Annotated in this window: 8 protein-coding genes and 2 pseudogenes; 6 read left to right on the top strand and 4 right to left on the bottom strand. The window is 71.0% G+C overall.

Annotation, left to right across the window (positions count from 1 at the left end):
- Together ASH02_RS22195 and ASH02_RS22190 are read left to right on the top strand one after the other, a co-directional pair.
- Nucleotides 1-409 (top strand): annotated as a pseudogene (locus ASH02_RS22195) (hypothetical protein); the annotation flags it as partial.
- A 75-nt stretch (nucleotides 410-484) separates the two neighbouring features.
- On the top strand, nucleotides 485-1,318 hold the full coding sequence (locus ASH02_RS22190) for a hypothetical protein (RefSeq protein WP_056683523.1): 834 nt from the start codon (nucleotides 485-487) through the stop codon (nucleotides 1,316-1,318).
- 9 nt (nucleotides 1,319-1,327) lie between these two features.
- On the opposite strand, the pseudogene ASH02_RS27620 reads toward ASH02_RS22190, so the two are convergent.
- Nucleotides 1,328-2,268, bottom strand: a pseudogene (locus tag ASH02_RS27620) (DUF5938 domain-containing protein); the annotation flags it as partial.
- A 1-nt stretch (nucleotide 2,269) separates the two neighbouring features.
- Nucleotides 2,270-2,320: hypothetical protein (locus ASH02_RS27615; RefSeq protein ID WP_442938423.1), on the bottom strand; the 51-nt coding region annotated here is incomplete at its 3' end.
- A gap of 125 nt (nucleotides 2,321-2,445) precedes the next feature.
- On the opposite strand from ASH02_RS27615, the gene ASH02_RS22180 reads away from it, so the two are divergent.
- A complete protein-coding gene (locus ASH02_RS22180) occupies nucleotides 2,446-3,075 on the top strand; it encodes a TetR/AcrR family transcriptional regulator (protein WP_056683516.1) in 630 nt (209 codons plus the stop codon).
- Between the two features lie 20 nt (nucleotides 3,076-3,095).
- On the opposite strand, the gene ASH02_RS22175 is transcribed toward ASH02_RS22180, so the two are convergent.
- Together ASH02_RS22175 and ASH02_RS22170 are read right to left on the bottom strand one after the other, a co-directional pair.
- Nucleotides 3,096-3,833, bottom strand: a complete 738-nt coding sequence (locus ASH02_RS22175; RefSeq protein WP_156388742.1) for a hypothetical protein — start codon at nucleotides 3,831-3,833, stop codon at nucleotides 3,096-3,098.
- Between the two features lie 40 nt (nucleotides 3,834-3,873).
- Nucleotides 3,874-4,641, bottom strand: coding sequence for a hypothetical protein (locus ASH02_RS22170; RefSeq protein WP_056891602.1), 768 nt, complete (start codon nucleotides 4,639-4,641; stop codon nucleotides 3,874-3,876).
- Between the two features lie 19 nt (nucleotides 4,642-4,660).
- On the opposite strand from ASH02_RS22170, the gene recC reads away from it, so the two are divergent.
- From recC to recD, 3 genes are read left to right on the top strand one after another with little or no spacing between them, the layout of a single operon-like run.
- Nucleotides 4,661-8,005: an exodeoxyribonuclease V subunit gamma gene (gene recC, locus ASH02_RS22165; RefSeq protein ID WP_057295468.1), complete on the top strand. Its 3,345-nt coding sequence runs from the start codon at nucleotides 4,661-4,663 to the stop codon at nucleotides 8,003-8,005.
- Nucleotides 8,002-11,340 carry a UvrD-helicase domain-containing protein gene (locus ASH02_RS22160; protein ID WP_235539099.1) on the top strand — a complete coding sequence of 1,113 codons (3,339 nt, stop codon included), beginning with the start codon at nucleotides 8,002-8,004 and terminating at the stop codon, nucleotides 11,338-11,340. Before recC ends, ASH02_RS22160 begins: the two co-directional genes overlap by 4 nt.
- Nucleotides 11,337-13,130, top strand: a complete 1,794-nt coding sequence (gene recD, locus ASH02_RS22155) for an exodeoxyribonuclease V subunit alpha (RefSeq protein ID WP_057295467.1) — start codon at nucleotides 11,337-11,339, stop codon at nucleotides 13,128-13,130. The genes ASH02_RS22160 and recD overlap by 4 nt, the downstream gene beginning before the upstream one ends.
- The last annotated feature ends 47 nt before the right edge of the window (nucleotides 13,131-13,177 follow it).

Below are 13,177 nucleotides of genomic sequence, written 5' to 3'. Positions count from 1 at the left end.
CTACACCTCGGTGCCCAACAGCACCACCTCCGCGGTCTACATCCCGCCGACGTACACCTTCACCCGCCCCACCAACGGCGGCAAGGTCGGCTCCCCGCAGGCAGCCTCCGGCAACAACACCAGCACCCCCGGCGACCCCACCACCCCGACCAGCCAGGCGCCCACCGCGGGCAGCACCGACCCGGGCACGGAGTCCCCGGCGGACCCGGCCACTCCCGCGCCCCCGGGTAGGCCCGACCCGGTCACGACCCTCACCAAGACGGTTGAGAAGACCGTCAAGGATCCTGTCGGGACGGTCACGCAAACCCTCACGAAGGTCCAGGGCACCACCAAGTGCGTCCTGGAGGACCTGAGTGCCCTCCAGTTGGACGGCCTGACCACGTGCGTCGGCGGGCTGCTGAACCCCTGATCTTGATTCGCCCTGGTCCCGATCGAACAACGTTGCGACAGGTCGTCGCGACCACCCTGAACAAGGAGCAACCACATGGGTCGTATGCCGAACGATGTCATGGAGCACGAACTGAGCCTCTTCTGGCAGGACATCTTCACCTGGGCCAGCTGGGCCATCGTCCTGGTGATGCTGGCCATCGCCGTACGGCTGTGGATGCGCCAAGGGACACCCTTCTACTTCATCGCCTGCCTTGCGGCGGGCGTGGCCGCCTTCGCTGAACCGTTGTACGACGTGGCCTTCGACCTGTGGTTCTACGACGCCCAGAACGGTCAGCCCGGCGCGATGTACTCCCACTTCACTGCGTTCGGGGTGGTCCAGCCGAACTGGTCGCACAGTGGCTACATCATCCTCTACGCGAGCGCCTGCCTGTACGCCGGAGGACACATCTACCGGGGCACTCTCGGCCGTAAGAACCTCTTCCTCGTCTGGCTCGCCGAGATCGCTGCGTCGTGCGTCTTCGAGGTGATCGGCACGAGCACCGACGTCTACACCTACTACGGCCCCTATGAGCTGCGGATCGTGAACTACCCGCTGATCATCGGCGTGCTGGAGGGAACCCAGGTGGTCATCTTCACCGTGGTCGCCGTACAGCTCTGGCGACGGGTCGAGACGGCCTGGGGGCTGCTCGGCCTGTTCGTGCTGTTCCCGGTGACCTTCTTCGGCGCCAACTTCGGGCTCGGGTCTCCGGTGATCATCGCGTTGCATCTCGACGAGTCCGAGTTCTCGAGCGGCATCGTCTGGGCTGCGACGTTCCTGAGCATGGCGATGTGTGTCGTCGCCGTGAACGGCGCCGCCAAGTTCCTGCCGGATGCGCGTAGACCTGAAACCGAAAGAGTCGATGCGTCGGACCAGGCAGTGCCTGCGTAGGTACCGCCCTCAGGCGCCGATGGTGACCACCGGCGGCTCGATGACGCCGGCCTCCTGGAGGGCATCCAGCAGGAAGCGGTGCCCGAAGGCCTGGGAGCCGGAGCCGAACCCGGCATGTGTCGCGCCGCCGGTGAGCAGGGCACGGGTCGCCGCCGCGTGGAGCACTGCGGTCTGCGCGTAGGGACACGTGCCGGCCAGCACCACGTGGGTGCGGCGACCGGAGCCCATGGACCAGACCGAGTCGATCGACGCGTCGACCGTCTGGTCCATGGCCAGCGGGCTGCGACCCTCGGCGACCGCATGCTCGGCCGAGGGGTGGCTCATCAGGCTGACAAGTGACGAGCGCTCGGCAGCGCCGCCGTACGCGCGAAGCTCGGTGACGCGGTCGTCCTGGCCGAACCACAGACAGTGGGGAGAGTCGTCGAGGCGGATCGCCAGGCCGGGTTCGGTGTGTTCGGGGAGGCGCACGTGAAGGGTGCGGTCCATCGGCCACGACAGGACGTCGGCCAGGTCGAAGCCGTTCTCCTTCACCACGCGCTGGAGCTGGAGCGCGGAGGAGGGTGCCGAGGCGCCCTGCCAGAGCAGCATCACGTCGAGCAGCTCGGCCCCCGGCGTCTCGAGTGAGAGCTGGGCGGCGATCTCGCTCGTCGCGAACGGCTGGGCCAGGCCGGGAACCAGGGCCAGGCCGGCGTCGACGAACTGCTGGTGCCAGGTCTCACGCGCCTTGACCAGCCAGTCCATCTCGTCGGAGGCGTCGAGGTAGTGGCACCCGGCGCGCAGGGCGGCCTCCACCACGGTGTGGCCGGTGTCGGCGAACGGCCCGAACAGGTTCATCACCACCGTGGCACCGGTGAACTGTGCGGTCAGGTCGTCGGCGTCGTCGCGTTGCGGCTCGAGGAGCGTGAACGGGACGCCCAGGACGTCGAGCTGGTCGGCGATCGCCCGGCTCANGAGGCTGTCACAAATACTCCAACAGAGGGGGAAGGAAGCTCGTCCTGCCAAGTCTGGCAGTCCTCCAACAGATTGGGAGGTGACTTGACAAACGTCAAGCAATTCGAGGCAAATGTCCTTGACAATCGTCAAGATTGGGTAGGGACACTTCCGAACGGCACCGATACGATGAGCCCGTGACGGAGACGGTGGGAAAGAAGCGGGGCACGCCCCGCACGCGTGACGAGAAGTACGACGAGCGGCGTACCCAGCTCGCGGAGTCCGCGCTGACCACCCTCGGCGAGCTCGGCTATGCCCGCACTTCGCTGCGCGAGATCGCCCAGCACTCGGAGTTCTCCCACGGAGTGGTGCACTACTACTTCAACAGCAAGGCCGACCTGATCATCCACTGCGTCCGCTACTACAAGACGAAGTGCTCGAAGCGGTACGACGACGTCGTCGCCACCGCCACCACCGGTGACGAGCTGGTCGCCGGCTTCATCGACAAGCTGGTCGAGACGCTGCGTGACGAGGCGCCCATGCACCGCCTCTGGTACGACCTGCGCGGTCAGAGCATGTTCGAGGAGGAGTTCCGCGAGCAGGTCAAGGTGATCGACGGGCTGCTCGAGGACATGATCTGGCGCATCGTCACCCGTTACTCCGAGCTGACCGGCGCCGAGCCGGCGTTCACCCCCGCCACGACGTACGCCATGGTCGACGGCGTGTTCGTCAGGGCGCTGCTGGCCCACGTGCACGGCGAGGAAGACGCACTCGAGACCCTGCGCGCGCAGACCCTGTCGATCCTCCCGGCGCTGTTCCGCTCCTGAGCCCGTGAGCTGGCCGCGGCCTACTGGGCCGCGCTCTCCAGGGCGTTGAGCCGCTCGACCGACGCCTTCGCGAGCGGCTGGATGCGGGACAGCACGTCCGGTCGCTCCCCGAACGCGGCGATGGTGATGATCTCGTTGCCCGCCCACACGACCGTGTACGTCGCCACCTGCGGATAGCGCTTGCCGTCGTAGGTGTAGAAGCCCTTGCCGGTCAGGCTGGACTGTCCGTCGGCGGAGACGTCGAGCGAGTCGTCGTACGTCAGGTCGACCTGCACCCGGCCGTGCTTGTCACGCGTGCGGACCTTCGTGCAGGCCTTCATGTGCTGGTCGATCTTGCCCCAGGTCAGGAGGGCGGCGTCGTTGTCCGACTCGTCGGTGGTGTCCGACTGGTCGAAGGACGCGACCGACGCGAAGATGCTGGTGTACTGCTGGGTCTTCGAGGAGCCGTTGAAGACGATCTCGCGGTAGTTGTCCGGGGTCCCGAAGTCGTCGATGTCGTCGATCCTGGCAAGACAGCCGAACGAGTCGTTCTCTGGCGACTTCTGGGTGCGCTCCTTGAACTCCGGGCCCACGTCGGAGGCGTTGACGAGGACCTCGGCGAGCTGGTCGTCGTCCAGCGGCTCGTCGGGGTTGTACGGCGGGATCGCCGGGTCGCCCATCGCCGCGCCGAGGTCCTTCGGCGGGTCCGTCTGGTCGCCGCAGGCGGTGAGGGTCAGCATCGTGGCGGCCAGCAGCGCCACCAGTCCCCGAGTAGTCATGGCGGCAGGCTACCCGCCGGACGGCTTCTTCAACCCCGGCTCAGGCGTCCGCGCCGCCGAGCAGGTCGGCATACTCCTTGCCGATCGGGTAGTCCTCGAGGACCCCGGCATCTGCCGGTTGGTCCTCGCCGTCGAGGGCGGCCGTCAGCCTGTCGACCACGACCTGTACGACGTCGCGTCGGGCCCGGTCGATGTCGCTGGCCATGTCGACGAACATCACCAGCGAGACCGCGGTGTCGACGCGCACGGCCGTGAACGACAACGAGATCGGGAGCTCGACCCCCGAGACCGTGGCGTGGCCCTCGGCCAGCACGTTGATCTGCTGGTTGACGCCGTCCGCCCAGGCCACCCGGTCGGAGTCGACGTCGAACTGCCAGCGGGTGTCGTCCTCGGTGGTGTCGACCTTGTCGCAGTCGTCGACCTGGGAGCCGAGCTCGCTCAGCAGCGCGCGGGCCTGCTCGGCGTTCTCGGCGTTGGAGATCACGTGGAAGACCGCGGGCATGCCCGGGTCGGCGCTGGCCTCGATCTCGACCTCGATGTCGTCGCCGTCGTCGTCCTTGTCGGTGGCGTCGTCCTTGAAGTCGAGGAGGCAACCCCAGTCGGGACCGTCGGAGTCATCGTCGTGGTCGTCGTCGTCAGGAGAGATCTTGAAGTCCGGCCCGAGGTCGTCCGAGGTGAGCAGGGCCTTCGACAGGTCCTTGTCGGTGACGCCTGCGTCATCGCCAGCACACCCACTGAGCAATGCAGGGCCCAGGGCGAGGATGCCGACGACGGCGAGCGAACCGATACGGCGGCGGGTGTCTGACACGTGTGTAAGGGTAGCCCGCGTGAGCCTCCGCATTCATCGCGCCGAACGGACGGACCTGCTGGCGTCCGGCCTGGCCGACCTCCTGTCGGAGCCGCTCCCGGACCCCTTCGCGCAGGAAATCGTCGTGGTGCCGGCCCGTGGCGTCGAGCGCTGGCTCACGCAGCGGTTGTCGCACCGCCTGGGCGTCGGCGCCCGCGGCGGTGACGGGGTCTGTGCGGGTGTGCGTTTCCTGAGCCCCCATTCGCTGGTCTCCATGCTGCTCGGCCGCGACCGGGACGACCCGTGGGACCCGGATCGCCTGGTCTGGACCGTGCTCGAGGTGATCGACGCCAGCCTCGACGAGACGTGGTGCGTCACCCTCGCCACGCACCTCGGCCACGGGGTCGGTGGTGCCGAGGGTGAGCTGCGCCAGAGTCGTCGCTATTCGGTGGCCCGGCGGATCGCCGGCCTCTTCGCGTCGTACGCCGTGCAGCGGCCGCAGCTGCTGACCGACTGGCGCGACGGCGACGACACCGACGGCTGCGGTGGTCCGCTCGACGGCGACCTGGCCTGGCAGGCGGAGCTGTGGCGGTGCGTCGTGGCGGCCAGGGACATCGCGCCACCCGACGTGCGCCATGTGGAGACCCTTGCCGCCCTTCGCGCCGGCGGAGACGGACTCGACCTGCCCGCCCGGCTCTCGTTGTTCGGCCACACCCGCCTGCCGCGGACCGAGGCTGAGCTGCTCGGTGCCCTCGGTGAGCTGCGCGACGTCCACCTCTGGCTGCCGCAGGCATCGACCTCGCTGTGGGACGACCTGGTCGAGGTGTCGGCGGCCGGGCCCGTGGCGCGCACCGCCGACCGCTCGGCCGAGCTCGTGCAGGACCCCCTGCTCGCCTCGCTCGGCCGTGATTCCCGCGAGCTCCAGCGCACGCTCGCGCTCGTGCCGGCCGACGACGAGCCGCCTGTCGGCACCCTGCCGGCGAGCGGCTCGATCCTGGGTCGGCTCCAGGCCGGCCTGCGCGGCAACGCGTTGCCGGATCCCGTGCCGGGCCTGGTCGACTCCACCGTGCAGGTGCACGCGTGTCACGGCCCGTCGCGGCAGGTCGACGTGCTCCGCGAGGTGCTGGTCGGGCTGCTCGCCGACGACCCGACGCTCGAGCCCCGCGACATCCTCGTGATGTGTCCCGACATCGAGACCTACGCCCCGCTGATCCAGGCCGGCTTCGGCCTGGGCGAGGTTGCCGGCGGCAAGGGCCACCCGGCGCACCGGCTGCGGGTCCGCCTGGCCGACCGCTCCCTGGCCAGCACCAACCCGCTGCTCGCGGTCGCCGCCCGGCTCGTCGAGATCGCCGGCGGCCGGGTCGCGGCGACCGAGGTGCTCGACCTGCTCGCCAGCCCGCCGGTGCGGCACCGCTTCGCGGTCGATGACGACGATCTCGACCAGGTGGCGCGCTGGGTCGAGGCCTCCGGCATCCGCTGGGGCATGGACGCCGCCTCGCGGGCCGACTACGCCCTCGAACGCTTCGGCCAGAACACCTGGCGGGCCGGCCTCGACCGGGTGCTCCTCGGCGTCGCGATGGCCGAGGGCGAGCACACCTGGCTCGGCGCGGCCCTGCCGGTCGACGACGTCTCCTCGGGCGACATCGACCTGGTCGGCAGGTTCGCCGAGTACGTCGACCGTCTCGAGGCCGTCTTCGCCGCGATGGCGGCGGCCAGCACCGTCGACGACTGGGTGACTGCCCTCGGTGACGGTGTGCTCGCCCTCACCGACGTGGAGCGCGACGATGCCTGGCAGGTGGCGCAGTTCGAGCGCGAGCTGGCGATGATCCGTGACGCGGTCGGCGACGGCGACACGACCCAGCTACGACTGGCCGACGTGCGCAACCTGCTCAACCACCGGCTCTCCGGGCGACCCACCCGCGCCAACTTCCGCACCGGCACGTTGACCGTCTGCACGATGGTGCCGATGCGCTCCGTGCCGCACCGGGTGGTCTGCCTGGTCGGCCTCGACGACGGAGTCTTCCCACGAACCGGCCACGTGGACGGCGACGACGTGCTGGCCCGCAACCCACAGACCGGCGAGCGCGACGCCCGCAGCGAGGACAGGCAGCTGCTCCTCGACGCCGTGCTGGCCGCGACCGAACGACTCGTGGTCACCTACACCGGAGCCAACGAGCAGACCGGCGCCGTCCGACCTCCGGCGGTGCCCCTGGGCGAGCTGATCGACGCGGTCTCGCGGATCGCGCCCGACGCCGACCTCTGCGTGCATCACCCGCTGCAGCCCTTCGACCGGCGCAACCTGGTGCTGCCCGGGCTGACCGACCCGGAGCGCACCTTCACCTTCGACGCCGCCGCCGAGGCCGGGGCCCGGGCCGCGCTGGCCCCCCGTTCCGCGCCCGGGCCGCTCGTGACGGAGCCGTTGGCCGCCCGGCCGACCGACAACGTGTCGCTGGCCGACCTCCAGCAGTTCTTCACCCACCCCGCGCGCTCCTTCCTGCGGCGCCGGCTCGACGTGGCCTCGCCGCTCGAGGCCGAGGAGACCCGCGACGCGATCCCGATCGAGCTCGACGGCCTGGAGAAGTGGGGCGTCGGTGACCGTCTGCTGAGCGACGTGCTCGACGGGCTCGAGCCGGTCTCGAGCATGACCGCCGAGCAGCTGCGCGGCCTCCTCCCTCCCGCACAGCTCGGGCAGCGGACCCTCCGTGCGGTCGTGACCGACGTGCAGGCGCTCGTGCAGAAGACCGACCAGCTTCGCCAGGGAAGCCCGCGCAGCCTCGACGTCGACGTGGACCTCGGCGACGGACGCCGGCTCACCGGCACCGTGCCCGGCGTGCGCGGCAACCGGATCGTCAGCGTCACCTACTCCTCCCTGCGCGCCCGGCAACGGCTCATGTCGTGGATCAACCTGCTCGCCCTCAGCGCGTCGCACCCCGACGAGCACTGGGTCGCCTCGGCGGTCGGCAAGGGCAAGGCAGGTCCGGCCCACGCACTGGCCGGGCCGCTGGACCACCGCGCGGTCGAGTGGCTGCGCGAGCTGGTCGACATCCACGACCGCGGGCTGCGCGAGCCGATCCCGTTGCCCCTGCGCACCGGGCTGGCCTACGCCGAGGCCAGCGTGCGCTCACGCATGGGCGACCCGAAGGACCCGGTCGAGATCGCCGACCGTGAGTGGAAGACCGACCGTGACCGCGCGTTCGTCGTACCCGGCGAGCACGACGACCCCGCCCACGTGCGGTTGTACGGCGAGCAGGCGCCGATCTCGGTGTTGACCGGGGCGCCGCGGGCCGACGAGGACTTCAACGACGAGCCGCACCGTCTGGGGCAGTTCGCGTGGCGGGTCTGGTCGCCGTTGCTGACCGGGGCCGAGAAGGTGGGCCCGCTGTGAGCGACCTGTTCCACGAGGACCTCGAGGCCTTCGACATCACCGACCCGCTGCCCACCGGCACCACCCTGCTCGAGGCCAGTGCCGGCACCGGCAAGACCTGGACGATCGGCGCCCTGGTCACCCGTTTCGTCGCCGAGGGGGAGGCCCGGCTCGACGAGATGCTGGTGGTCACGTTCGGACGAGCCGCCAGCCAGGAGCTGCGCGAGCGCGTGCGCGGCCAGCTGGTCGAGGCCGAGCGCGCCCTGTCGACCCCCGACGCCCCGCGGGAGGCCAACGACCTGGTCGACCTGCTGCTCACCGGTAGCGCCGAGGAGGTCGCCGTTCGCCGACACCGGGTGCGCGAGGCGCTCGGATCGTTCGACGCGGCCACCATCGCGACCACCCACCAGTTCTGCCAGCTGGTGCTGCGCAGCCTCGGGGTGGCCGGCGACACCGACTCCAGTGCCCGGTTGGTCGAGGATCTCGACGACCTGCTGATCGAGGTGGTCGACGACCTCTACCTGCGTGGCTTCGCGGACGCCGAGGACGGCCCCCTCTTCAGCCGGTCGGAGGCCCTCGAGCTGGCCCGCGCCGCGGTGAACGACCCGCAGGCCCGGCTCGAGCCCGCCGAGGCGGAGCGCACCACCGGCGCCGGCCGTCGGGTTGGTTTCGCGACCGCGGTGCGCGCCGAGATGGACCGCCGCAAGCGCCGGCTCGGGGTGCTCAGCTATGACGACCTGCTCTCCCAGCTGGCCCACGCGCTGACCGCGGACGACGCCCCGGCCCGCGCCCGCATGCGCCAGCGCTGGAAGGTCGTGCTGGTCGACGAGTTCCAGGACACCGACCCGGTGCAGTGGCAGGTGCTCGACCGGGCGTTCACCGGCCACGCCCGCATGGTGCTGATCGGCGATCCGAAGCAGGCGATCTACGCCTTCCGTGGGGGCGACGTGGTCACCTACCTGGCCGCCGCGGCGACCGCCACGACCCGCAAGACGCTGGCCACCAACTGGCGCTCCGACCAGCCGCTGCTCTCGTCGTTGCAGGCCGTCCTCGAAGGTGCCGAGCTCGGCGACCCGCGCATCGTCGTACGCCCTGTGGGTGCGGCGTCCTCACATCAGGACCAACGCCTGGTCGGTGGCCCCGACGACACTCCCTTCCGGGTGCGGGTCGTGCGCCGCGAGCAGTTCCGGGCCAAGGGAAACCGGGGTGTGGCGGTCGGCCGGATCCGTCCGCTGATCGCCCAGGACTGCGCCCACGACATCAAGAACCTGCTCACCTCCGGCGCGACATACGACGGCCGCCCGATCGCGCCCGGTGACGTGGCCGTGCTGGCCCACACCGGCAAGTCGCTGCAGATGGTGCGCGAGGCGTTGCACGAGATCGGTGTGCCCGCGGTGGTCGCCGGGGGCGGCAGCGTCTTCGGCACCCCGGCCGCGGTCGAGTGGCTGACCCTGCTGGAGGCGCTCGAGCAGCCGCACCGTTCGAGCCGGGTGCGCAGCGCCGCACTCACGTCGTTCCTCGGTCGCTCGGCTGTCGAGCTCGACACGGTCCCCGACCTCACCGACGACGTGGCCGCGACGATGCGCGAGTGGGCCGAGCTGTTCAGCCTGCGTGGGGTCGCCGCGGTCATGGAGGCGGCGGTGATCCGCGGACTCTATGCGCGCGTGCTCGGCCGGGTCGACGGCGAGCGCCACCTGACGGACCTGCGCCACGTCGCGCAGGCGATGCACCAGGCGGCGCTGGTCGACCGGCTCGGCCTGGTCGCCCTGCTCACCTGGTTGCGCGCGCAGATGGCCGACGACAAGGTGCAGGTCGCCTCCGAGCGCACCCGTCGCCTCGACAGTGACGCGGCGGCCGTGCAGCTGGTCACCATCCACGGCAGCAAGGGGCTCGAATATCCCGTCGTGCACCTGCCGTTCGTGGCCGACAGGTACTCCTTCGATCCCTCCATCCCGTTGTTCCATGCGGAGTCTGACGAACATCGCTCGATCGACGTCGGCAAGGACGGACCCGGTCGCGGGGCCAACGTGTCGCGCGCCCGCGCCGAGGACCTCGGCGAGTCACTGCGACTGCTCTACGTCGCGATGACCCGCGCCCAGTCACAGGTCGTCACGTGGTGGGCGCCGTCCAACAACGCGAAGACCTCGGCGCTGCACCGCATGCTGATCGGCCGCGGTCCCGGCACCAGCGTGGTGCCGGCCGACGTGGCACTCTCCGACGACGACGCCACCCAGGCGTTCTTCGACGCCTGGCAGCAGCGCGGTGGGCCGAGCTGGGCACCCGCGGTGCCGGCCCAGCTGGCCGCCGCCGAGCTGGCCCGGCCGTCCGACGAGCTCTCGGCACGCTCGTTCGGACGCACCGTCGACACCCACTGGCGGCGTACGTCGTACTCCGCGCTGAGCAGTGTCGAGACCGCCGAGCCCACCCTGCCCGGTGTGGGCAGTGAGCCCGAGGAGACGCCCCGGCAGGACGAGCCGGACGCCATCGAGCCGGTGCCCGTGCGGCACGGCGACGGACCGGAGGTCCCTTCACCCATGGGCGACCTGCCGGTCGGCGCGACCTTCGGCTCCCTGGTGCACGCCGTGCTCGAGACCGCCGACCCGTCGGCCGAGGACCTCGTCGCCGAGCTGCGTGAGCGGGTGGTCGAGCAGCTCGTCCGGTGGCCGGTCGACCTCGACGCGGCTGCGCTGGCCGAGGCCCTGAAGACGGTGTGCGAGAGCCCGCTCGGCCCCCTGGCCGGGCCGGTCACGTTGCGCGACATCCCGATGACCGACCGGCTCTGCGAGCTCGAGTTCGAGCTCCCGCTCTCCGGCGGCGACGAGGCCGACGAGCGCGACCTGCCGGGTGCGCCGGTCACCCTCGGCGACATCGCGCCCCTGCTCCGGCGCCACCTGCCCGCCGACGACCCGCTGCTGCCGTACGCCGCCGCGCTGGCCGACCCCAACCTCGGCGGCCAGGACCTCCGCGGCTACCTCACCGGGTCGGTCGACGTGGTGCTCCGGGTCGGTCCGACCTTCCTGATCGTCGACTACAAGACCAACTGGCTCGGCGGCTTCGACGAACCGCTGACCTCCGCCGACTACCGGCGCGAGGCGCTCGAGGCGGCGATGGGCCACTCCGACTACCCGTTGCAGGCACTGCTCTATGCCGTGGTCCTGCACCGCTACCTGCGGTGGCGCCTGGCCGACTACGACCCGGAGACCCATCTCGGGGGCGTGCTCTACCTCTATCTGCGCGGCATGTGCGGCGCCGACACCCCGTCGTACGACGGCCATCCCACCGGCGTCTTCTCGTGGCGCCCGCCGATCGACCTGGTCACCGACCTGAGCGACCTGCTGGACGGAGCCCGCGCATGACGACCTCAGACCTGGTCGACGGCTACGACCGGCACCTGGCCCGGCGTTCCGACGGCCTGTTGCGGGCGTTCAACGACGCCGGTGTGCTGACCGCTGCCGACGTGCACGTGGCCAACCGGCTGGGTGCGCTCGGCGGAGAGCCCGACGAGACCGTGCTGCTCGCGGTCGCCCTCGTCACCCGCGCCGTGCGCCACGGGTCGGTCTGCCTGGCGCCGGCCGACGCCGCAGAGATCGACCCCGAGCTCGACTGGCCCGACGTCACCGCGTGGGTCGCGGCGATCGAGGCGAGTCCGCTGGTGGCGGCCGACGTGCTGCACTGGGAGTTCGGGCTCCTCCACCTCGACCGCTACTGGCGCCAGGAGGTGCAGGTCTGCGACGACCTCGTGGCCCGGCGCGCGCTGCCCGCCCCCGTCGTGGACGAACCCGCCCTCACGGCCGCGCTGGGCCGGGTCTTTCCCGACAGCGGGTACGCCGAGCAGGCCGCCGCCGTCGACCGGGCTGCCCGGCAGTGGACCACCGTCCTGACCGGCGGACCCGGCACCGGCAAGACCACGACCGTTGCCGGACTTCTCGCCGTGCTGATCGAGCAGGCCGAGTCCAACGGCCAGCAGGTGCGCATCGCGATGGCGGCCCCGACCGGCAAGGCCGCGGCCCGGCTCCAGGAGTCCGTGCAGGCGGAGACCGCCAAGCTTCCCGCTGAGGACCGGGCCCGGCTGGCCGGCCTCACGTCGTCCACGCTGCACCGCCTGCTGGGCTCGCGCCACGACAACGGCACCCGCTTCCGGCACCACCGCGCCAACCGGCTGCCCCACGACATCGTCGTCGTCGACGAGACATCGATGGTGTCGCTGACGATGATGGCCCGGCTGCTCGAGGCCGTGCGTCCGGAGGCCCGACTGGTCCTGGTCGGCGACCGTGACCAGCTCGCCTCCGTCGACGCCGGTGCGGTGCTCAACGACCTGGTGCTCGGGCTGCCCGACGACGGCACCGTGATCGCGCTGCGCGACAACCACCGCTCCACCGAGCAGATCATCAGGCTGGCCGAGGCGCTGCGCGACGGGCGCGACGACGACGCGGTTGCCGCCCTGCAGGCGGGCTCCGATTCCGGCTTCGACTCAGGCTCGGGCTCCGGCGAGGTCGAGTTCGTCACCGCCGAGGACCCGGCCAGTGCCCTGCGTGCCACGATCACCGACGCCGCGCTCGCCGTACGTCGTCATGCGGAGGCGGGTGACGCGGAGGCCGCCCTGACCGCGCTCGACGAGCACCGGTTGCTCTGCGCCCACCGTGAGGGACCGTACGGCGTACGCCACTGGAACCGGCAGGTCGAGGCCTGGCTCTCCGAGGTGACCGGCGACCCGCTCTACGACACCTGGTACGTCGGGCGCCCGGTGCTGGTGACCGCCAACGACTACGGCCTCGGCGTGCACAACGGCGACACGGGGGTCGTGATCCGTCGTGCGTCCGACGGCGCGCTGAGGGTCGTGCTGCGAGGCGCCGAGGGGCTGCTGGACTTCGCGCCGAGCCGCCTCGACGCGGTGGAGACCATGCATGCGATGACGATCCACAAGGCGCAGGGCAGCCAGGCCACCGTGGTCACCGTGCTGCTGCCCGACGAGGAGTCCCGACTGCTGACCCGCGAGCTGTTCTACACCGCCGTGACCCGTGCGAAGGAGAAGGTGGTCGTGGTCGGCAGCGAGGCCGCCGTACGTCTCGGGGTGGCCAGGCGGGCGGTGCGGCCGAGCGGTCTGCAGCAGAGGCTGCGCGCGGCAGACCCGGGTGTGGACCTATAGTCGCCCTGAATCGGAATCGGCCCTGCGGCCACGACAGTGAGGAATCC

This window comes from Nocardioides sp. Soil796 (genome assembly GCF_001429525.1).
Lineage (GTDB): Bacteria > Actinomycetota > Actinomycetes > Propionibacteriales > Nocardioidaceae > Nocardioides.
Note: the sequence above shows the minus strand (reverse complement) of the source record. Positions and strands in the feature narration are given on the sequence as shown.